Source organism: Leclercia sp. UBA1284 (genome assembly GCF_002308415.1).
Classification (GTDB): domain Bacteria; phylum Pseudomonadota; class Gammaproteobacteria; order Enterobacterales; family Enterobacteriaceae; genus Enterobacter; species Enterobacter pneumoniae.
Genome location: NZ_DBUS01000006.1, coordinates 1,545,540 through 1,567,364 on the forward strand (window position 1 = coordinate 1,545,540; position 21,825 = coordinate 1,567,364).

The 21,825-nt window shown below is 54.5% G+C and carries 18 protein-coding genes and 1 pseudogene; 10 read left to right on the top strand and 9 right to left on the bottom strand.

Features of this window, described 5'->3' with window-relative positions:
• Window positions 1-253 precede the first annotated feature (253 nt).
• Together B3511_RS10675 and hslJ are read left to right on the top strand one after the other, a co-directional pair.
• Complete coding sequence (locus tag B3511_RS10675) at window positions 254-1,243, top strand: 2-hydroxyacid dehydrogenase (protein ID WP_040075411.1); 990 nt, start codon at window positions 254-256, stop codon at window positions 1,241-1,243.
• Between the two features lie 133 nt (window positions 1,244-1,376).
• On the top strand, window positions 1,377-1,790 hold the full coding sequence (hslJ, locus tag B3511_RS10680; protein WP_286782284.1) for a heat shock protein HslJ: 414 nt from the start codon (window positions 1,377-1,379) through the stop codon (window positions 1,788-1,790).
• Here hslJ and B3511_RS10685 read toward each other — a convergent pair whose 3' ends face one another.
• Entirely contained in the window at window positions 1,791-2,057 is a 267-nt protein-coding gene (locus B3511_RS10685) for a DUF333 domain-containing protein (protein ID WP_286782286.1), read from the bottom strand.
• A 268-nt stretch (window positions 2,058-2,325) separates the two neighbouring features.
• On the opposite strand from B3511_RS10685, the gene nifJ reads away from it, so the two are divergent.
• The 3 genes from nifJ (at window position 2,326) to B3511_RS10700 (ending at window position 7,724) form a co-directional block, all read left to right on the top strand.
• Entirely contained in the window at window positions 2,326-5,850 is a 3,525-nt protein-coding gene (gene nifJ / locus B3511_RS10690; protein WP_286782288.1) for a pyruvate:ferredoxin (flavodoxin) oxidoreductase, read from the top strand.
• A gap of 363 nt (window positions 5,851-6,213) precedes the next feature.
• The gene (gene ompC / locus B3511_RS10695; RefSeq protein ID WP_286782290.1) at window positions 6,214-7,323 is read left to right on the top strand and encodes a porin OmpC; all 1,110 of its coding nucleotides are present in this window, start codon (window positions 6,214-6,216) and stop codon (window positions 7,321-7,323) included.
• A 188-nt stretch (window positions 7,324-7,511) separates the two neighbouring features.
• Window positions 7,512-7,724: a KTSC domain-containing protein gene (locus tag B3511_RS10700; RefSeq protein ID WP_046885240.1), complete on the top strand. Its 213-nt coding sequence runs from the start codon at window positions 7,512-7,514 to the stop codon at window positions 7,722-7,724.
• A gap of 37 nt (window positions 7,725-7,761) precedes the next feature.
• On the opposite strand, the gene B3511_RS10705 is transcribed toward B3511_RS10700, so the two are convergent.
• Window positions 7,762-8,184 (bottom strand): GFA family protein, encoded by a 423-nt coding sequence (locus B3511_RS10705; protein WP_046885239.1) that lies wholly within the window; start codon window positions 8,182-8,184, stop codon window positions 7,762-7,764.
• A gap of 531 nt (window positions 8,185-8,715) precedes the next feature.
• On the opposite strand from B3511_RS10705, the pseudogene B3511_RS10710 reads away from it, so the two are divergent.
• Both B3511_RS10710 and ttcA read left to right on the top strand, forming a co-directional pair.
• Window positions 8,716-8,957 (top strand): annotated as a pseudogene (locus B3511_RS10710) (hypothetical protein); the annotation flags it as partial.
• A gap of 11 nt (window positions 8,958-8,968) precedes the next feature.
• Complete coding sequence (gene ttcA / locus B3511_RS10715) at window positions 8,969-9,904, top strand: tRNA 2-thiocytidine(32) synthetase TtcA (protein ID WP_040075403.1); 936 nt, start codon at window positions 8,969-8,971, stop codon at window positions 9,902-9,904.
• Between the two features lie 43 nt (window positions 9,905-9,947).
• Here ttcA and dbpA read toward each other — a convergent pair whose 3' ends face one another.
• The 4 genes from dbpA to B3511_RS10735 form a co-directional block, all read right to left on the bottom strand.
• Window positions 9,948-11,321: an ATP-dependent RNA helicase DbpA gene (dbpA, locus tag B3511_RS10720; RefSeq protein ID WP_046885238.1), complete on the bottom strand. Its 1,374-nt coding sequence runs from the start codon at window positions 11,319-11,321 to the stop codon at window positions 9,948-9,950.
• 28 nt (window positions 11,322-11,349) lie between these two features.
• Window positions 11,350-11,532: a hypothetical protein gene (locus B3511_RS10725; RefSeq protein WP_072039506.1), complete on the bottom strand. Its 183-nt coding sequence runs from the start codon at window positions 11,530-11,532 to the stop codon at window positions 11,350-11,352.
• Between the two features lie 274 nt (window positions 11,533-11,806).
• On the bottom strand, window positions 11,807-12,790 hold the full coding sequence (gene zntB / locus B3511_RS10730) for a zinc transporter ZntB (RefSeq protein WP_040078480.1): 984 nt from the start codon (window positions 12,788-12,790) through the stop codon (window positions 11,807-11,809).
• 123 nt (window positions 12,791-12,913) lie between these two features.
• Window positions 12,914-14,056, bottom strand: a complete 1,143-nt coding sequence (locus tag B3511_RS10735) for a methyl-accepting chemotaxis protein (RefSeq protein WP_286782295.1) — start codon at window positions 14,054-14,056, stop codon at window positions 12,914-12,916.
• A gap of 776 nt (window positions 14,057-14,832) precedes the next feature.
• Here B3511_RS10735 and B3511_RS10740 point away from each other — a divergent pair.
• Window positions 14,833-16,065, top strand: a complete 1,233-nt coding sequence (locus B3511_RS10740) for a GGDEF domain-containing protein (RefSeq protein WP_286782297.1) — start codon at window positions 14,833-14,835, stop codon at window positions 16,063-16,065.
• A 73-nt stretch (window positions 16,066-16,138) separates the two neighbouring features.
• On the opposite strand, the gene B3511_RS10745 is transcribed toward B3511_RS10740, so the two are convergent.
• Window positions 16,139-17,755, bottom strand: coding sequence for a peptide ABC transporter substrate-binding protein (locus B3511_RS10745; protein WP_212475774.1), 1,617 nt, complete (start codon window positions 17,753-17,755; stop codon window positions 16,139-16,141).
• 185 nt (window positions 17,756-17,940) lie between these two features.
• Between B3511_RS10745 and mpaA the strand changes: the two genes are divergently transcribed.
• Window positions 17,941-18,654: a murein tripeptide amidase MpaA gene (mpaA, locus tag B3511_RS10750; protein ID WP_207291833.1), complete on the top strand. Its 714-nt coding sequence runs from the start codon at window positions 17,941-17,943 to the stop codon at window positions 18,652-18,654.
• Here the strand turns inward: mpaA and ycjG are convergent.
• Window positions 18,645-19,610: an L-Ala-D/L-Glu epimerase gene (ycjG, locus tag B3511_RS10755; protein WP_286782300.1), complete on the bottom strand. Its 966-nt coding sequence runs from the start codon at window positions 19,608-19,610 to the stop codon at window positions 18,645-18,647. The two genes, mpaA and ycjG, sit on opposite strands and share 10 nt — an antisense overlap.
• Window positions 19,611-19,715: 105 nt before the next feature.
• Here ycjG and tpx point away from each other — a divergent pair, with 105 nt between their 5' ends.
• On the top strand, window positions 19,716-20,222 hold the full coding sequence (gene tpx, locus B3511_RS10760) for a thiol peroxidase (protein WP_286782302.1): 507 nt from the start codon (window positions 19,716-19,718) through the stop codon (window positions 20,220-20,222).
• Window positions 20,223-20,266: 44 nt separating this feature from the next.
• Here tpx and tyrR read toward each other — a convergent pair whose 3' ends face one another.
• Window positions 20,267-21,808, bottom strand: a complete 1,542-nt coding sequence (gene tyrR / locus B3511_RS10765; RefSeq protein ID WP_212475773.1) for a transcriptional regulator TyrR — start codon at window positions 21,806-21,808, stop codon at window positions 20,267-20,269.
• Between the last annotated feature and the right edge of the window lie 17 nt (window positions 21,809-21,825).

A 21,825-nucleotide genomic window follows, 5' to 3' on the forward strand; every position in this document is an offset into this window, starting at 1 on the left:
TTTAGCCGCCAGATTGAAGCCAGGTGCGTTTTAAGGATAGTTGCTCTGACCCGAAGCGGTAAACCGCGTGTGCTGATGCGTTAGGGTAAAGCGAGAGTGGTAGAATAAAACCCTGTTGTTTTAATCTGATAGAGTTCAGGCGCCAAGATGCTCTAGAATTATTCATAGAAGATATTGATTTCAATAATTTTTCATAAAATGTAAAATTATTTTAATTACGCTACTATGAAGTTAAATCACTGGAGAAAGTCCTATGAAACTCGCGGTATATAGCACAAAGCAGTACGATAAAAAGTACCTGCAACATGTTAACGAGGCGTATGGCTTCGAGCTTGAATTTTTCGACTTTCTGCTGACTGAAAAAACGGCCAAAACGGCGCACGGCTGCGAAGCCGTCTGCATTTTCGTCAATGATGACGGAAGCAGACCGGTGCTGGAAGAGCTGAAGAAACAGGGAGTGAAGTATATCGCCCTGCGCTGTGCGGGCTTCAATAATGTGGACCTCGATGCCGCCAAAGAGCTGGGGCTGAAAGTGGTTCGCGTCCCGGCCTACTCTCCGGAAGCCGTGGCTGAACATGCCATTGGCATGATGATGTCCCTCAACCGTCGTATTCACCGGGCCTATCAGCGCACCCGTGATGCGAATTTCTCCCTCGAAGGTCTGACCGGCTTTACCATGTACGGTAAAACGGCGGGGGTGGTCGGTACCGGTAAAATTGGCGTAGCGGCACTGCGTATTCTGAAAGGTTTCGGTATGCGCCTGCTGGCGTTTGATCCCTATCCGAGCGCAGCGGCGCTGGATCTCGGCGTTGAGTATGTTGATCTGCCGACGCTCTTCTCCCAGTCCGATGTGATCTCCCTGCACTGCCCGCTGACCCCGGAAAACTACCACCTGCTCAATCAGAGCGCTTTCGACCAGATGAAAGACGGGGTGATGATTATCAACACCAGCCGTGGCGGTCTGGTCGATTCTCAGGCCGCGATCGAAGCGTTGAAAACGCAGAAAATCGGTGCGCTGGGGATGGATGTTTACGAGAACGAACGCGATCTCTTCTTTGAAGACAAATCAAACGACGTGATTCAGGATGACGTGTTCCGTCGCCTGTCGGCCTGCCATAACGTGCTGTTCACCGGCCACCAGGCCTTCCTGACGGCCGAAGCCTTGATCAGCATCTCTGAGACCACCCTTGGTAACCTCAGCCAGCTGGCCAAAGGGGAAGAGAGCCCGAACGCGCTGGTATAATGTCCCGCAAGGCATTGTTCATACATAGATATGGACAATGCCTTTTCGCTTTCAGATTAAGCCCGATGATATTTTTCACATCCTTTATAGAATGTGAGTTAGGCATTTCGCAGTAATAATGTTGAGAACCAAAATGAAAACGCTCGTTGCAGTAACGCTGTTAAGCCTGACCCTGACCGGCTGTGTAAACCCAGGGAAAGCCTCAGTGCAAAAAGATCAGTTACAGAACCAACGCTTTGTGCTGGAAAGTGTTAACGGCACCGTCGTAAAGCCCTCTGCCACGCCACCTGAAATCGCGTTTGGTGAGAAAATGGCCGTATCCGGGGTGATGTGTAACCGCTTCAGCGGTGAAGGGAAGCTCTCTGAGGGCGAACTGAAGGTCAAAGAGATGGCGATGACGCGCAAACTCTGTACCGACCCTCAGCGGAATGAGCTGGATAATACGCTCAGCACTATGCTGCGCAAAGGCGCGCAGGTTGACCTCACCCAGGATCAATTAACCCTGGCGACGGCAGAAACGACGTTGATGTTTAAACGTGTGGAGTAATCAGTAACTTCCGCACGATCCGCCGGCAAGCGATTGTTCACTGCAACGTTTGCCGTTGGGCAAGGCACACATGCCGATGGCCGAGCCATCCAGTTGACGTGCAATCGAGAGCGAGCCGCCAATCATGGCGCAGTTCGCTTGTCCCGAGTTGGACATCGCCGCTCTCATCCCCGGCGCGACATGCGCGGCGGTGGCCTGCTGAACAGGTTCATTGCTACAGGCCGACAGTAACAAGGCGGCACACCCTACCCAAAATGCTGCACGCATAACTTCTCCCCACATGAATTGGCAAAACCTAACCATCATAGGCACCCACTCCGCTCGCGTCGAGACCGCATACGCGTATTTATGCGTCCGCGAAACATTTTCTCGCAATTTTTTGGCAAAACCTTGATCTGATCGGGGACGCAGCCACTCCGCAGGACACAAAAGCGAAAATTGAAAAACCCTACCTTTGCTAACATTAAAGGATAATTACAGGGCTCGTCATCGCGCGCGAGTCCCCTCTTTTTTGCGCAATGTAAGGGTGTCTCCTATGCAAACTATTGACGGTAATGGCGCAGTTGCGTCCGTCGCGTTTCGCACCAGTGAAGTGATCGCCATTTACCCTATTACCCCCAGCTCCACGATGGCTGAACAGGCCGATGCGTGGTCGGGTAATGGTTTAAAAAACGTCTGGGGCGATGTGCCCCGCGTTGTTGAGATGCAGTCAGAAGCCGGGGCGATCGCCGCGGTACACGGGGCGTTACAGACGGGGGCGCTGTCGACCTCGTTTACCTCTTCTCAGGGGCTGTTGTTGATGATCCCGACGCTTTACAAACTGGCCGGACAGTTAACACCATTTGTACTGCACGTGGCGGCCCGTACCGTCGCCACGCACGCCCTGTCGATCTTTGGCGACCACTCCGACGTTATGGCCGTACGCCAGACCGGCTGCGCCATGCTCTGCGCGGGCAGCGTCCAGGAAGCGCAGGACTTTGCCCTGATCTCACACATTGCCACCCTGAAGAGCCGCGTGCCCTTTATTCACTTCTTTGATGGGTTCCGCACTTCGCATGAGATCAACAAAATTAAGTCGATTACGGACGACACCATCCGTAGCCTGTTGCCGCAGGCAGAGATCGATGCCCACCGGGCCCGGGCGCTGAATCCGGAACACCCGGTGATTCGCGGTACATCGGCAAACCCGGATACGTATTTCCAGTCCCGGGAGGCCACCAACCCGTGGTACAACGCGGTGTACGACCACGTGGAGCAGGCGATGAACGACTTTGCCGATGCCACCGGACGGGCGTACAAGCCCTTCGAGTATTACGGTCACCCGCAGGCGGAGCGCGTGATAGTGATCATGGGATCGGCCATCGGGACCTGTGAAGAGGTGGTCGATGAGTTGCTGACCCGTGGCGAAAAAGTGGGCGTGCTAAAAGTGCGTCTTTATCGCCCCTTCTCGGCCCGACACCTGCTGGCCGCACTGCCCGAGAGCGCACGCGCCGTGGCGGTGCTGGACCGCACCAAAGAGCCCGGCGCGCAGGCGGAGCCGCTGCATCTGGATGTGATGACCGCGCTGGCGGAAGCCTTCAGCAGCGGCGAGCGCGAAACACTGCCGCGCGTCATTGGCGGGCGCTATGGCCTTTCATCAAAAGAGTTTGGCCCGGATTGCGTGCTGGCAATCTTTAACGAACTGCAGGCCAGCAAGCCGAAGCCGCGCTTTACCGTGGGGATCTACGACGACGTAACCCACCTCTCTCTGCCATTACCGGAAAACACCCTGCCCTCGCGTGCGAAGCTTGAAGCGCTGTTTTACGGTCTGGGCAGCGACGGGAGCGTGTCGGCCACCAAAAACAACATCAAAATCATTGGTAATTCCACCCCCTGGTATGCCCAGGGCTATTTTGTCTATGACTCGAAAAAAGCAGGCGGGTTAACCGTCTCGCACCTGCGCGTCAGCGAGGAGCCGATTCGCTCTGCCTATCTGGTGTCGCAGGCCGATTTTGTTGGCTGCCACCAGCTGCAGTTTATCGACAAATATCAGATGGTGGAGCGCCTGAAACCGGGCGGCATCTTCCTGCTGAATACCCCCTACAGCGCCGATGAGGTCTGGGGGCGTCTGCCGCAGGACGTGCAGGCCATGCTGAATCAGAAAAAAGCGCGCTTCTTTGTGGTGAATGCCGCAAAAATTGCCCGCGAGTGCGGTCTGGCGGCGCGCATTAACACCGTGATGCAGATGGCGTTCTTCCACCTGACAAATATTCTGCCAGGCGACAGCGCCCTGATGGAACTGCAGGGGGCGATTGCCAAAAGTTACAGCAGCAAGGGGCAGGAGCTGGTGGAGCGCAACTGGCAAGCGCTGGCGCTGGCCCGCGAATCGCTGGCGGAAGTGCCGTTGCAGGCGGTAAATGCCAGCAGTCCGCACCGTCCACCGGTGGTATCGGATGCGGCACCAGACTTTGTTAAAACCGTCACCGCCGCGATGCTGGCAGGTCTGGGTGATGCCCTGCCCGTCTCCGCGCTGCCGCCGGACGGCACCTGGCCGTTGGGCACCACCCGCTGGGAAAAACGCAATATCGCCGAAGCCATTCCGATCTGGAAAGAGGAGCTCTGTACGCAGTGCAACCACTGCGTCGCTGCCTGTCCGCATTCGGCCATCCGCGCTAAAGTGGTCTCGCCTGAGGAGATGGAAACGGCACCGACCAGCCTCCATTCACTGGATGTGAAATCCCGCGACATGCGTGGACAGAAGTATGTGCTGCAAGTCGCGCCTGAAGATTGCACCGGCTGTAATCTCTGCGTTGAGGTGTGTCCGGCTAAAGATCGCCAGAACCCGGAGATCAAGGCCATCAATATGATGTCCCGGCTGGAGCACGTCGAGGAGGAGAAAACCAACTACGACTTCTTCCTTAACCTGCCGGAAATTGATCGCAACCAGCTTGAGCGGATCGATATTCGTACCTCACAGCTTATTACGCCGCTGTTTGAATACTCCGGCGCCTGCTCCGGCTGCGGTGAAACGCCCTATATTAAGCTGTTGACCCAGCTCTACGGCGACCGGATGCTCATCGCCAATGCCACCGGCTGCTCCTCTATTTACGGGGGGAATTTGCCCTCCACGCCGTACACTACCGATGCCAATGGCCGCGGGCCGGCCTGGGCAAACTCTCTCTTTGAGGATAATGCCGAGTTTGGTCTGGGCTTCCGCCTGTCCGTAGACCAGCACCGGGTGCGGGTTATGCGCCTGCTGGAACAGTTTGCCGATAACATCCCGGCTGATCTGAACGCGGCGCTGCACGCTGACGCGACGCCAGACGTGCGTCGTGAACAGGTTACTGCGCTGCGCAGTGCGCTTCAGGGCGTTGCGGGGGCTGAACAGCTCCTTACCGATGCCGACGCGCTGGTGGAAAAATCGATCTGGCTTATCGGCGGTGATGGCTGGGCCTACGACATCGGCTTTGGCGGGCTGGATCACGTGCTCAGCCTGACGGAAAATGTGAACATTCTGGTGCTGGATACTCAGTGTTACTCCAATACCGGCGGTCAGGCATCGAAAGCGACGCCGCTGGGCGCTGTGACCAAATTTGGCGAGCATGGCAAGCGCAAAGCGCGCAAAGACCTGGGCGTCAGCATGATGATGTATGGCCATGTGTACGTGGCGCAAATTTCGCTGGGTGCCCAGCTTAACCAGACCGTGAAGGCGATTCAGGAGGCGGAAGCGTATCCAGGCCCGTCGCTGATTATCGCCTACAGCCCGTGCGAAGAGCATGGTTACGATCTGGCGCTGAGCCACGACCAGATGCGCCAGCTTACCGCAACCGGATTCTGGCCGCTGTATCGCTTTGATCCGCGTCGCGCCGATGAGGGTAAACTGCCGCTGGCGCTGGATTCACGTCCCCCGTCTGACGCGCTGGCCGAGACGCTATTGCAGGAGCAACGCTTCCGGCGTCTTAACGCACAGCAGCCGGAGGTGGCAGAGCAGCTCTGGAAAGACGCCGCCGCCGATCTACAAAAACGCTATGATTTCCTGGCGCAGATGGCCGGTAAAGCGGAGAAAGCGCCGAGCGAGTAATCCCTATTTAGCGGTATAAAAAAAGCCCGAAGATTTGTCTTCGGGCTGTTCCATTTGGAAAACGATAGGATTTAAAATTTTAAATCGTATTCTCAACGAATTGAAATAACAACGGGCATATAACGCAGCCTATTCTAATACAGTTAACGGAACAGGTATAATTCCTATTTCACATAGCTCCACTTCAATATATTCATGTAACTTATCATTATTTCCCCTGCATTATATCCTTGAGATTTTACTTACATAGTAACAATTATACTTTGTGACTCCGCAAGCGAGTGAATTAGCATGAGACACCTTTCCAGCCGGGAAGGTTCAGCACGTATTAAATAATAAAATATAGCTTGAGGATTCGTCATCATGAAAAGAAAAGTTTTGGCTTCGATCATCCCTGTCCTTTTAATGGCTAGCACAGCTCATGCGGCAGAAATATATAACAAAGATGGCAACAAATTAGATCTCTACGGCAAGGTTGATGGCCTGCACTATTTCTCTGACGATAAAGGGGCTGACGGCGATCAAACTTATATCCGTCTGGGCTTTAAAGGCGAAACCCAGATTAACGATCTGATGACTGGCTACGGTCAGTGGGAATATAACGTCCAGGCCAATAATACCGAAGGGTCTGAAAATCAGTCCTGGACGCGTCTGGCCTTTGCGGGCCTCAAGTTCGGCCAGTACGGTACCTTCGACTACGGTCGTAACTATGGCGTGCTGTACGACGTTGAGGCCTGGACCGATATGCTGCCAGAGTTCGGTGGCGACAGCTATTCCAAAGCAGATAACTTCATGACCAACCGTGCCAACGGCGTGGCGACTTATCGCAATGCGGATCTGTTTGGCCTGGTTGAAGGCCTGAACGTAGCGCTGCAGTATCAGGGTAACAACGAAGATGAGGGCAACGGGAACGAAGGCACCAATAACGGTCGCGACATTCGTCATGAAAACGGGGACGGCTTCGGTATCTCTTCTACCTACGATTTCGGGATGGGTATCAGCGCCGGCGCGGCCTACACCACCTCTGACCGTACCAACGCGCAGATTAACCGTACTACGGCGGGCGGTGACAAAGCGGATGCCTGGACCGCCGGCCTGAAATACGACGCCAACAACATTTATCTGGCGACCATGTACTCTGAAACCCGTAATATGACCCCGTATGGCAAATTTGATGACGCGGTCGCCAATAAAACCCAGAACGTCGAAGTCACTGCCCAGTATCAGTTCGATTTCGGTCTGCGTCCGGTCGTCTCTTATCTGCAGTCAAAAGGGAAAGATTTGGGCCACGGCTGGGGCGACCAGGATCTGGTGAAATATGCTGAAGTGGGTGCGGTTTACTACTTCAACAAAAATATGTCTACCTACGTTGATTATAAAATCAACCTGCTGGATGAAGACAACGCCTTCTATGCTGCCAATGGCATAGGTACCGACGATATCGTCGCCACCGGTCTGGTTTATCAGTTCTGATAACAGCCGCCCGCGTATCCTCGCGGGCGATTATTTTATAGCAGTCCATCAGTTTTGCTTATTTCACACCCACCGTTCATAACCTTATATTTAGGCTTAACACGTAAGCACTCTTTTTAGTTGCGTCAACCGGGGGAATTGAGCCAGGATTACTATCACCTCTGCCTCGAAGTAAAGGGGACCTTGCTATGAATCATCACACCGTCAAATCTTCACGCATCGCGTCTATTGCTTACGATACATTTAGCGAAACGCTGGAGATTCGTTTTCTCGATCGCAGCGCGTACCGTTATCAGCGTGTGCCGGTACGTATTTATAACGACTTTTTAAGCGTCGTCTCGAAAGGTCGCTTCTATGATGGCGTCGTAAAAGGGAAGTTTAAAGAGACGAAGCTTCGGTGAACGCACCTCCGCTGTGCGTCTGCCCTTAACCTCCAGGCTAATCCGCCAGCCTGCGGACCGGGCGATAGGTGAGTATTCCCGCCAGCCCACCGCCGCCGTCGTTCGGATGTACGGTCCCTTCCGAAACCTCCACTTCCGGGAAGTCGAACGGCGAAACATACTCAATGCAGGCCACGTTCACGCCATATTGATCGGGCCTGGAACGACGCTGATGGAAGGTGTAGATGCCGCATACTGAACAAAAATAGTGCGCCGCCGTCCGCGTGTTAAATCGGTACTCTGTCAGTTTATCTTTGCCTTTCAGCACCGTCACGCCCGACAGCGGTGCCGAGACCACTACCGCGCCGCGCATACGGCAAAAGGAGCAGTTACAGCGGCGGATGGTGTTAAACCCATCCGACAGTTCAACCGTAAATTGCACCGCGCCGCAGTGGCACTGCGCTGACACTTTATTTGCCATAGGATCCCCCTCGTTGAAACTCTGCTAAAAATGCGCACCCTGTTATGACAGGCCCCACCGGTACGGGTTAAGTGTAAGACGCGCTGGCGATTACTGCCCGCCTGCAGGGCATGACATAACGCCTTCTTGTACTTTGGCTGGGCAAGGCATTGCCGCTCAGGTGCTTAATTTGTCGTAATTAATGGGCTTGGGGGCTAATGTGTGAGGTTCTACGTAAGGAAAGTCCTAATCACCAGGCCATACGCTTGTTGTTGGTGGCCAGGCTGCCAGGCTATTGATGACTCTGATGCGGAGAATGCCAACTCCGGGGAAACATCAATAAAAAGAGCGTTAAGACTGAGACTCCTGTAGCCCTCCTTGTGGGGGCTTTTTTTTATCATGGTGCCCCTTAAAGCGCGCTTTTTAGCAGACCTCGATCACGTATTTTTACCCGCTACGCGTGAGAGAAAATAGAGGCGATGCACGCTCTTTACCCTTTATGCGTTCCTGAAGCGTTTACAAATTTTGCTGCGCAGGAAGCAAGAGTGACGTTCTGCGCTAAAACATGCTGGCATTCGTCGCCGCAATCCGTACCATACACGGCACACTTTCGCATGCTGGTGATGACCAGCAGGCGCTAACCCGTCTTTTATTGTTAATCGGATGGGGCACATTCATGCGCAGAGGGTGTACGAAATCTTTGCTTTCTTGAAGATGAGAGCAATAGCGAACAGGCGGTAATGCTGAAGACCAGACCGGCGCTTTACCCCACTGGTGCCCCATTTGATATCTGAGTAACTTTTAAATGCAACAGAATCAAGATATTAGTAAAAAAGAACAGTACAACCTGAACAAGCTGCAAAAGCGTCTGCGTCGTAACGTCGGCGAAGCCATTGCGGATTACAACATGATTGAAGAAGGCGACCGCATCATGGTCTGCCTGTCAGGTGGTAAAGACAGTTATACCCTGCTGGAGATCCTGCGAAACCTCCAGCAGAGCGCCCCGGTTAATTTCTCGCTGATCGCGGTCAACCTTGATCAGAAACAGCCGGGCTTCCCGGAGCATATCCTGCCGGAATATCTGGACCAGCAGGGTGTGGAGTATAAGATTGTTGAAGAGAATACCTACGGCATTGTGAAAGAGAAGATCCCGGAAGGCAAAACTACCTGCTCGCTCTGCTCTCGCCTGCGCCGCGGTATTCTCTACCGTACTGCCACCGAACTGGGTTGCACCAAGATTGCCCTCGGCCATCACCGCGACGACATCCTGCAAACCCTGTTCCTGAATATGTTCTACGGTGGCAAGATGAAAGGCATGCCGCCAAAATTGATGAGCGATGACGGTAAGCACATTGTGATCCGTCCGCTGGCCTACTGCCGCGAGAAAGATATCGAGCGCTTTGCCGAGGCTAAAGCCTTCCCGATTATTCCGTGTAATCTCTGCGGCTCGCAGCCTAATCTGCAACGCCAGGTGATTGCCGACATGCTGCGTGACTGGGACAAACGCTATCCAGGTCGCATTGAAACCATGTTCAGCGCCATGCAGAACGTGGTGCCGTCGCACCTTAGCGATATCAACCTGTTTGACTTTAAAGGCATTAAGCACGGTTCGGAAGTGGTGAACGGCGGCGATCTGGCCTTTGACCGCGAAGAGATTCCGATGCAGCCGGCGGGATGGCAGCCGGAAGAAGATGACGCACAGCTGGATGAGATGCGCCTGAACGTCATTGAAGTGAAATAAAAACAACGCGTCTCAGACAAGCGCTGAGACGCGATTTCCCTGCTTATTTCAGCAGGCGAACGCGGCAGGTTTTGCCTTTAATCTTTCCGTTTTGCAGCTGTTTCCAGGCTTTCTGCGCTACCGACTGACGTACTGCCACATAAACGTGAGCGGGATGGACAACGATTTTCCCGATATCGGCACCCTCCAGCCCAATGTCACCGGTTAACGCCCCCAGCACATCACCCGGACGCATCTTGGCTTTTTTCCCGCCATCAATGCACAGGGTGGCCATCTCCGCCGCCAGCGGCGTAATACTGACATTCGCCGGGGCTGTGACCCAGTTCAGTTTGATTTGCAGCATCTCCGCCAGGATGTTGGCGCGCTGCGCCTCTTCCGGTGCGCAGAAGCTGATGGCTAACCCGCTGTTTCCCGCACGCGCAGTACGCCCGATACGGTGGACATGGACTTCGGGATCCCATGCGAGCTCGTAGTTCACCACGAGCTCCAGCGATTTGATGTCCAGGCCTCGCGCCGCCACATCCGTCGCCACCAGCACGCGCGCACTACCGTTGGCAAAACGCACCAGGGTCTGGTCACGATCGCGTTGTTCTAAATCTCCATGCAGGGAGAGCGCGCTTTGGCCCGCCGCGGTCAGGGCGTCACACACCGACTGGCAATCTTTTTTAGTATTACAAAACACCACGCAGGAGGCGGGTTTGTGAATGCTCAGCAGCTTCTGGAGCAGCGGGATTTTGCCCTGCTGCGTGGTATCAAAGAACTGCTGTTCGATGGCGGGTAACGCGTCCACAGTGTCGATCTCGATCGCCAGTGGATTTTGCTGCACCCGGCCACTGATCGCCGCAATGGCTTGTGGCCAGGTCGCCGAAAAGAGAAGGGTTTGTTTAGAGGCAGGAGCAAAACGGATCACCTCGTCGATGGCCTCGCTGAATCCCATGTCCAGCATGCGGTCGGCTTCATCAAGCACCAACGTTTGCAGGGCCTCCAGCGACACCGTCCCTTTTTGCAGGTGATCCAACAGACGGCCCGGCGTGGCAACGATAATGTGCGGCGCATGCTGCAAGGAGTCGCGCTGGGCGCCGAACGGCTGACCGCCGCAGAGGGTTAAAATTTTGGTGTTAGGCAAGAAACGCGCCAGACGGCGCAGCTCGCCAGCCACCTGATCAGCCAGCTCCCGGGTCGGGCAAAGTACCAGCGACTGCGTCTGGAACAGCGAGGCATCAATGTGCTGTAACAGGCCAAGACCGAATGCAGCCGTTTTACCACTGCCGGTTTGCGCCTGCACGCGTACATCTCGTCCCTCAAGGATCGCCGGAAGCGCGGCAGCTTGTACAGGGGTCATCGTCAGGTAGCCCAACTCGTTGAGATTATCGAGTTGGGCGGCAGGCAGTACGTTCAGTGTAGAAAAGGCGGTCACAATTATTCTCGCGTTAAAAAAGTCACAGTCAGCAGGCGCGTATCCTCGCAGATCTGCCCTTACGATGCGACATTTTAATCGGAACTTCATCAGGGGGTGGATCCGGCATCGGTTGCGGACGCGGAATAGGTTCGGGCACAGGTACCGGGTCGGTAGGCACCGGGTCCGATTGTTGTGGCTGCCAGAGCAGCAGTGTTAACAGACAGGTCATTTTACCCTCCGGGCATTGGGAGTGACTCTTTTAGGGTAGACGCTGCTGTACGACAGGCAAAAAAAAGCCGACTAATTTAGTCGGCGTCGTACGAATCAATTGTGCTATGCAGTAATTCAAAAAAGGAAGTAAGACAATATGGAGCGCAACGCCCATCGCTTGACGTTGCATTCACCTGCGAAACGAATAGTGCACCTTTACGACAGGCAGTTTCTTGACCTCGCTCAAGTAAAATGGCGTTTTAAGCTTTTCACAACCTGAGAAATGCGTAAATTTACAGCCATTTACTGCGATGCAACCACCATGCAACACCGCCGATTAAAACCACTAACATGATACAAAAAACTGAAAAACCGAAGCGGTATGCCCCTCCGGGAATGCCACCCAGATTGACGCCAAACAGGCCGGTTAAAAAGGTACTGGGTAAAAAGACCATCGCCATCAGCGACATCGTGTAGGTGCGCCGGGATAGCGACTCCTGCATCACCTGCGCAATCTCATCGGACATCACCGCGGTTCGCGCGATGCAGGCGTCAATCTCATCCAGCCCGCGGCCAAGACGGTCAGCGATATCCTGCATCCGCCGGCGCTGATCGTCATTCATCCAGCTCAGGCGCTCACTCGCCAGCCGCGCATAGACATCGCGCTGCGGAGCCATATAGCGCCGCATCACAATCAGTTGCTTGCGCAGGAGCGCGAGAAAACCGCGCGGGGGAATTTGCTGATCGAGCAGATTGTCTTCCAGATCGATAATTTTATCGTGCAGCTCTTCAATAAACTCGCTGGCGTGCTCGGTCAGGGCATCGCAGACATCCACCAGCCAGCCACCACAATCTTCCGGCCCGGTCCCCTCTTTCAGATCATTAATGACATCGTCCAGCGCCAGTACCTTGCGCTGACGCGTCGAGACAATGAGCCGCTCATCCATATACACGCGCATCGCTACCAGCTGATCGGGACGTTCATCGGTGCTGCCATTAATACACCGCAGGGTGATCAGGGTACCCTCACCCATTCGCGTAACGCGCGGGCGCAGACTTTCCCCAGCCAGCGCATCGCGCACATAGTTGGGGAGTAATGGGGTCGATGCCAGCCAGTCAGCACTCTCAGGTTGCGTGTAGTTCAGGTGAAGCCAGCAAGGGTGTTCACGATCGATGATATCGTCGTTTTCCAGCGGCCTTGCTGCCCCCTTTCCGTCAAGTATCCACGCAAATACCGCGTCAGGAACGTTAACTTCAGATCCTTTAATGCCTTCCACAGCGCCTCCGCCTTTCATCTATCTTGTTGTCAGTCTAGCCACCCTGGCATGTTAAGCAACAATTTACATTGGCATCGCGCTGAATTTGCTCATAAAAAATGCCTGGCGAACCAGGCTTTATCTTTAGTAAGAGTGCCCCATTCGCGAGGTTAATCGTCGACCATCCATGCCATAGTTTTCCGTATTCTCTTGCTCGAGACGGAAGTTACGCGTGCGGGCCTGCAGCTCAATCACCTGATTTTTTAACACCGCAGAGGAGCCAGAGAGTTCATCGACCATCGCCACGTTGCTCTGGGTCACGTTCTCCAGGTCGCTCAGCGCAAGGGTGATTTGCGCAATGCCCATCTCCTGTTCGCTGGTGGAGTTCGAAATCTCATTCATTAGCTGGCTCACCTGACCCGAGCCGCTCACGATATCGCGCATGTTCTTTTCTGCCTCCGACACCACCATCGCCCCCTGGTTGACGTTATGGCTGGTCACGTCGATGAGCGATTTAATGTTTTTGGCCGCTTCCGCACTGCGATGGGCCAGGCTACGTACCTCACCCGCCACGACCGAGAAGCCTTTACCGTGGTCGCCGGCGCGTGCGGCCTCTACGGCCGCGTTCAAGGCCAGAATATTGGTCTGGAAAGCGATACCGTCAATCATGGAGATAATTTCGGTCATCTGCTGAGCGCATTCGGTTATCGAATTCATATTATTCGCCACCTGCCCCATCAACTCGCCCCCCTTTTTCGCCTGCTGTGTGGCAGCATTCGCCCGCTCGCTGGCCAGACGGGTGTTGTCTGCCGTGTTACGCGTGGTGGCGGCCATCTGCTCCATGCTGGCCGCCGTTTCTACCAGCGAGGCCGACTGCTGCTCTGTTTTGGCCGACAGGGCCGCGCTGCGCGCCGCCAGTTGATCCGACAGGCTCATCGCCGTTTGTGAAGAGGCACGAATTTCACTTACCAGCGTCGCGATATTGCCGGATAGCGTGTTAATGCCCGGGATTAATCGCCCGGCGCAATTATTACCGAACTCAGGAATGATTACGCCCAGTTTGCCCGCGGTAACTTCTTCAATACTTTTTTTCACAGTATTGATCGGCTTCACAAGAAATTGTGTCAAATAGGTGAATAACAGTAAAAAAGCGACGATGAAGAAAATGTTCAACGCGATCAGTAGAGTGAATTTACCGGGAGACACTGCAACCAGGAAATTGGATATTAAAAAGACGCCCACGAGATAAACAAGAACAAATGTTCTTACGCTAATGTTTTTAAGCATAATAGAGTCCGCAATCGATATTTTTGTCGATATTGAGTTTATAGCACCCGCCTTTTTATTTTTCATCTCAAATTTAAGGTCTTGCTTCCTTTGGTGGTCATACCAGTTAATTTGCGTTAGGTAAGAATATAATCTGTCATTAATAAATACTAACCGGCAAAAACTCCAGCACGCATGCGCTCTATATACTATATCGTTATTTTTTAACAACGTAGTTTTTAATTGTGCTACGTCTCACTGATGAAAATAATCAGGGTTGATTAAACCTAATTTAGTCACGCTTAAGTATTATCGAGACGGCGTGTTTCTTCAGTACTGCTACAAATAATGATAAAGATTTTTCGCTGAATACCGATAACGTATAGACCCAGAAATAATATTTTGACCGAATGGTCAATTATTTGCCAGACTGTTTCGACTTCTGCTGGCCAGAGATGCAATAATTTATAAAACAGTGTTTTTATTCCGGTTCTCATCCACCACCCCGTTCTATCCTGACTCCCTGCTAATCATCTCGTGATTGCGACCCTGTACGGACCCAACGTTTTACCGCGAACGCGCGTTTATTGATTAATTACGTGGCGATGGAGACCCGGTTTTCAGCTCCGATCGTGGCGACAGCAAAACGTTAGCCGTCAGTAAAATAAATAAGAATCATGCGCGGGTCTCACAAAAAAATCATGCCTGATGGTATGAAGTAGAGTATGTTGCAAAGAAACCCGTGCGTGTCGTTTCCGTTATGGTCCAGGCTGCGTGCCGATAAATGGGACTTAATTATGTCGCTACCTGAGTTTGATGCGCTTAATATTCTTAAAACGCCCGTCTGGTTGATCTCCGCGGAAACAGAAACCCTGCTTTTTGCCAATACGGTGGCGAAAACGTTTATGCAGGGGGCAACGTTTGACGCGCTGCGTAAGGGGAATTACTGCGCCCATGCGCAAACGTCGCTGGCCATGTATGTTCCAGATTTGAAAGCGCAGCAGGAGATTGTTGAGGTCTGGACTATCCTGCTTCGCGACGAACAGATCACCCTGAGCTGCCGGCTGTCGCTGGCCTTCTTTGCCCCTTATGGCGAAGTGATTGTCTTCGAAGGTCTGCCTCCCCAGCCTGCGACGGGGCTTAAAGCCACCCGCTCGGCCACCTATCAGCGCAAAAAACAGGGTTTTTATGCACGCTTTTTCCTCACTAACAGCGCGCCGATGCTGCTGATCGATCCTGCCCGTGACGGCCAGATCGTAGATGCCAACGTCGCGGCCCTCAATTTCTACGGCTATAACCATGACGAGATGTGCAGCAAACACACCTGGGAGATCAACACCCTTGGCCGGAACATCTTGCCAGTCATGAACGAAATCGCCCGCTTGCCCGGCGGACATAAGCCGCTGAATTTTGTCCATCGCCTCGCAAACGGGACCACCCGCCACGTACAGACCTACGCCGGGCCAATTGAAATCTATGGCGATAAGTTGATGCTGTGCATCATTCACGATATTACCGAGCAAAAAAGGCTGGAGCAGGAACTTGAGCATGCCGCCCTTCGCGATTCGCTCACGGGGCTGCTGAACCGCCGTCAGTTCTATAGTTTGACCGACAAAACGACCGCCGCCCAGTTGCCGCTTCAGCAGGAGTTTAGCCTGCTGCTGGTGGACACCGATCACTTCAAAGATATTAATGATATGTTCGGCCATCAAAAGGGGGATGAGGTATTGATTGCCCTTGCAAGGATGCTGGAGAGTTGTTGCCGCAAAGACGATTACGTCTTCCGCTGGGGGGGCGAAGAGTTTGTCCTGCTGCTCCCCCGCACTTCACTGGAAGCGGCGTTACAACTGGCAGAAACTCTTCGCGTCGCTATTGCTCACATCGCCCTTCCCGGCTTGCCGCGCTTTACTGTCAGTATTGGTGTCGCACGTCACAACCCGGACGAGAACATAGATGAACTTTTCAAACGGGTGGATGATGCGCTCTACCGCGCAAAAAACGATGGGCGTAACAAGGTGCTTGCCGCCTGAAGGGGTAGCCCGGTTCCACGCCCCCCTTCTGATTAGGCGCGGTTGCCTGACCTTCACAGGCAACCGCTACGCATCAGTGCTTCTCAATATACATCGTGCGGCTGTAGGCCACGTCTTCCGGGTTATTGATTGGGTAGCCCTTCACCCAGGGCTTGATCAAGCGGCCATTGGTGTATTGATAAATCGGGGCCACTGGGGCTTTTTCGGCCAGAATTTTCTCTGCGGCGTTGTAATCCGCATTCCGCGCCTTCGCGGTGGTCTCCATGGATGCCTGGTTAATCACCTTGTCATACGCCGGGTCGTTGAAGCGTGAAATATTCCCCGTGTGGGTGGAGGTCAACAGCGAGAGGAAAGTCGACGGCTCGTTATAATCCCCTACCCACGAGGCGCGGATCACATCGAAGTTGCCGGTGTTACGACTGTCGATGTAGGTTTTCCACTCCTGGTTTTGCAGCTTCACATCCACGCCGAGGTTCTTCTTCCACATCGACGCCACCGCGATGGCGATTTTCTGGTGGTTTTCAGAGGTGTTGTACAGCAGCGTCAGCTTCAAGGGGCGCTGAGGATTATAGCCTGCCGCCTGAAGCAGGGTTTTCGCCTGGGCGTTAAGCTCCTCTTGCGACATCTGCTCAAACGGCGACGGCTCCGGAGTAAAGCCCGCCGTCACATCCGGGGTGAAGTGCCAGGCGGGTTTTTCGCCCGTACCCAGGACTTTCTCGGCCATAATGCGCCGGTCGATGGTCATACTCAGCGCCAGACGCACCCGGGCATCGGCGGTCGGCCCTTTCTGGGTATTAAAGGCGTAGTAATAGGTACCTAGCTGAGGGGGCGTATAGACTTGCCCTGGAATATCTTTCAGTAACTTTTGATAGAGGTTTTTCGGGAAAGATTCAGTAATGTCGATATCGTTCGCCAGGTAGCGCTTGGTGGCAGAAGACTCCTGATTGATCGGCACAAAGGTCACCTTCTTCAGTACCGTTTTGCCATTGTCCCAGTAATGCGTATTGGGCTCGACCACCAGCTTCTCGTTCACCACCCGATCTTTCAGCACGAACGCGCCGTTGCCTACCAGCGCACCAGGGCGGGTCCACTCTTTACCGCTTTCGACGTTGGCTTTTTGTACCGGATAGAAGGCGAAACTGGCGGTAAGGTTGGCAAACCACGGCAAGGGTTTATCCAGTTGCACGCGCAGGGTGTGGTTATCTACCGCCGTCACGCCGAGCTTGTCTGGCGTGGCTTTCCCGTCAATGATCGCCTGAGCGTTGGTCACGCCCGCCAGCGCAGCAAACCATGCAAAAGGCGATGTGGTTTTCGGATCAACCAGACGCTGCCAACTGTAAACAAAATCTTGTGCCGTGACCGGGGTGCCGTCTGACCACCGGGCATTATCGCGCAGGGTGAAGGTCCAGACCCGGTTGTCATTGCTCTGCCAGCGGGTTGCAACGCCCGGTACCAGCTCGCCTTTCTCGTTCTGGTTTACCAGGCCTTCAAACAGATCGCGTATAACCTGAATTTCAGGCAGCCCCACGGCTTTGGCGGGATCGAGTGATGCAGGTTCATCTTTAATATGGCGAACCAGCTCCTGTCTCGGCGCCAGCTGCGTGCCGGAAGGAATATCCGCCGCAAAGGACCAGGATGACAGGCCGCACAGCAACAGGGCAGAAGTAAGCAGCGAAACAGGATGCTTCATGAGATCCTCTCTGGAATAGTGGCTAACAAGCAGATGGCTAATTATTTGTTTCAGAACAGTGAAATGCAAATAACTTACGCCGGAAACATGATATGCGCCAGTTTTCCCGGGCTGGCGAAACTATTTGATTAAGCGGATGTTTTGCACAACACTGCCAGTAAGCACCATTATCATCAGGATCCCCTATGACCCTTACTCGCCCCCGAACAGAACGTGGCGCTTTTCCTCCCGGCACCGAACATTATGGTCGCTCACTGCTTGGCGCGCCGCTTATCTGGTTTCCCGCGCCCAATGCCGATCGTGAAAGTGGCCTTATCATCGCCGGCACCCATGGCGATGAAAATTCCTCGATTGTCACCCTCTCCTGCGCGCTACGCACTCTGGCGCCCGAACAGCGTCGGCATCACGTGGTGTTGACGGTTAATCCGGATGGGTGTCAGTTGGGGCTGCGCGCCAACGCGCGCGGGGTGGATTTAAATCGCAACTTCCCGGCAGCAAACTGGCGCGCAGGCGAGACGGTTTATCGCTGGAACAGCGCGGCAGAAGAGCGGGATGTGGTGCTGCTAACCGGCGAAAAGCCAGGTTCAGAGCCCGAAACCCAGGGGCTGTGCAAGTTGATACACAAGCTGCACCCGGCATGGGTGGTCTCGTTTCACGATCCGCTCGCCTGTATAGAGGACCCCGGCCATACGGCGCTGGGACGCTGGCTGGCAGAGGCTTTCTCCCTGCCACTGGTCACCAGCGTCGGCTATGAAACGCCAGGCTCGTTTGGTAGCTGGTGTGCGGACCTGGGTCTGCACTGCATCACCGCAGAGTTCCCCCCCATCTCCTCTGACGAAGCCAGCGAGAAGTATCTGAAAGCGATGGTGGGCCTGCTGCGCTGGGAAGCTCAAAGATAGAGGGTACCGGCGCGAAATTGCAGGGCGGGTGAGACATCAACCGCCAGCCACGTGGGGCCATCCAGGTCGGCGAAGCTGACCTCTGGCACCAGCGGCAGCGCGGCGCCGATGGCTCTGGAGGTGCAGAGCATGCAGCCCAGCATCAGGGCGAACCCCTGCTGCTGCGCCTCAGTAGCTAACGCCAGCGCCTCGGTCAGCCCACCCGTTTTATCGAGTTTTATATTGACCATCTCATAGCGCCCTTTTAGCTCACTCAGGCTTGCGCGCGTGTGGCAGCTCTCATCGGCACAGATGGGCAGCGGATGAATAAAGTTCGCCAGCGCCGCATCTTCCCCCGCGGGGAGAGGCTGTTCAAGCATCGCCACTCCGAGGTCTGCCAACAGCTGGCAGCGCGCCGCCAGCCCTTCAACGTGCCAGGATTCATTAGCATCGACAATCAGCGTAGCCTCTGGCGCTGCCGCACGGATCGCAATCATCCGTTCGCTTATCAGGCGATCGTCCAGTTTGACCTTCAGCAATCTTGCTCCGGCCGCGCTGAGCGCCTGGGCGCTGGCGGCCATCTGCTCGGGCTCGCCAATGACCACTGTCTGAGCCGTTATGAGGCTTTGGGGGAGCGTGGCACCCGCCAGATGCGCCAGGGGCATCTCCTGCTGACGGGCAGCAAGATCCCAGAGTGCGCAGTCCACGGCATTACGAGCCGCCCCGGGGGGCAGCGCAGCCTGCAGCGCTTCGCGCGTCATACCCTGCTCGATTTCTGGCCCCAGGGCCATAATTTGCGCCATCACAGAGGCTGGCGTTTCGCCGTAGCGCGGATAAGGCGTACACTCCCCCACACCTTTAATGCCCTCCTCCTCGATTTCAACGACCACGACGCAGGCTTCGCTGCGTGCACCCCGGGAGATGACAAAGGGTGAATGCAGAGGCCAGGCTTCTTCGTAAACCTTGAGGGTTTTCATCACTCGCTCCTGTAATGCGACTTATCGTAAATAGGGTTTGCCGTGTTATTCGCTGTTGTCATACACTAGCGGCGACGTTAACTATATGTAAACAGGAAGATATCCATGTCACAACTCGTTCATTTCCAGGGCAACCCGGTTGCTGTTGCTGGTGCCATTCCGCAGGCGGGTAGCAAGGCACAGGCTTTTACTCTCGTAGCAAAAGACCTGTCCGACGTCGCGTTGAGCCAGTTTGCTGGCAAACGTAAAGTCCTGAACATTTTCCCAAGCATCGACACTGGCGTGTGTGCCGCATCAGTGCGTAAATTCAACCAACTGGCCACTGAAATGGACAACACCGTGGTGCTGTGCATTTCCGCCGATATGCCGTTTGCCCAGTCTCGCTTCTGCGGCGCAGAAGGTCTGAGCAACGTCATCACCTTGTCTACGCTGCGTAACGCAGATTTCCTGCAGAACTATGGCGTGGGCATCGCCGAAGGCGCGCTAAAAGGCCTGGCCGCACGTGCTGTTCTGGTCATTGATGAAAACGACAATGTCGTCTTCAGCCAGCTGGTGGATGAAATTACCACCGAGCCAGATTACACGGCTGCGCTGGAAAGCCTGAAAGCCTAAGCGCTACGGCAAAATAAGAAAGCCTCCGCAAGGAGGCTTTTTTGTTACTCGTCACCTTTTTTCTGGCTCAGTCCATACTCGCGCAGCTTATTGGCGATTGCGGTATGCGACACGCCCAGACGCTTCGCCAGCTTACGGGTGCTAGGGTAATCGCGATAAAGCTGGGTGAGTACCGAGCGTTCAAAACGGCTGGTGATATCATCCAGCGAACCTTCCATCGCCTCCTCACCCACTGACACCGTACCGGCGTCATAGTCCGGCAGCAGAATGTCCTGTGGGCGGAGCTCATACCCTTCCAGCTGACTGAGGGCCCGGTAGATCGCGTTTTTTAACTGCCGCACATTGCCCGGCCAGCCGTAGCGCGTCAGCACGTTACTCAGATCGGCCGAGAATTTAGGACGCGGAATGCCTTGCTCATCGGCAAAGCGAGCGACAAAGAGTTCCGTTAACGGCATGATGTCCTGCGGACAATCACGCAGCGGCGGAATATTCAGGGTCAGCACGTTCAGACGATAGTAGAGATCTTCCCGGAACAACCCTTTTTGTACCAGCTCCACCAGGTTTTTTTGGGTCGCGCAGATGACGCGCACATCCACGTGAACCTCGTGATCTTCCCCCACCCGGCGGAACGTACCGTCATTAAGGAAGCGTAGCAGTTTGGCCTGCATGCGCGGCGACATTTCGCCAATCTCATCCAGCAGGACCGAGCCGCCGTTGGCCTGCTCGAAGAACCCTTTTATCCCCTCCGGCGCGTGGCCGAACAGCTCACTCTCGACCGCATCTTCCGGAATCGAAGCGCAGTTAAGCGCAAGATAGGGTTTTGCCGCCCGCGGGCTGGCCAGGTGGACAGCATGCGCCAGCAGATCTTTACCGGTACCGGTATCGCCGGTGATCAGCAGCGGCGCGGTGAGGTTTGCCAGCTTACGGGCCTGGTCAACGACGTGACGCATCTTCGCGCTGACAGCGATGATCTGATTGAACGCACTCATATCCTGGCTGCTGAGGTCCTGCAGCTGACGTCCCATTCGCACCGTAGAGCGCAGCATAATCACCGCCCCGGTTAGCACGCTGACGTCATTTTCACCCTTCAGATAAAATGGCGTAATCTCCATCAGGAAGTTTTGCCCGTGGATCACCACGTGTTCGCTGTGGGTGGACTGCGGGTTGCTCTCGAGCCAGCGCTGGAAATTAAAACCCGGGATCAACTGGGGCGCCGTATGGTTACGCAATTTGTCTGCGTCAAGACCGAAAAGCTGACAGCCTGCCTGGTTGGCACGCTCGATTTTGCTTTTCATATCAAGGGATAAAAACGGTTCCGGCATCGCCTGCAACAAGGCGTTCAGCGCCAGATGTTCACGTTCGGAAGGCATCCACGGCACTGTGCGCACATCCGTAACGCCAGCGATACGGCGGATTTCAGCCATCAAACTGCTGAATGTATCGAATTCGATTTCGGCGAAATTGAGGTAAATCTTCCCGATGGGATCGATCTCAATGCCGCGCAGATCAATGCTACGCAAAACAAGGAGATCAAGTAACTCGCGAGTCAGGCCGAGACGGTCCTTACAAAAAACTTCCAGACGCATGGGAAAATCACTCTATA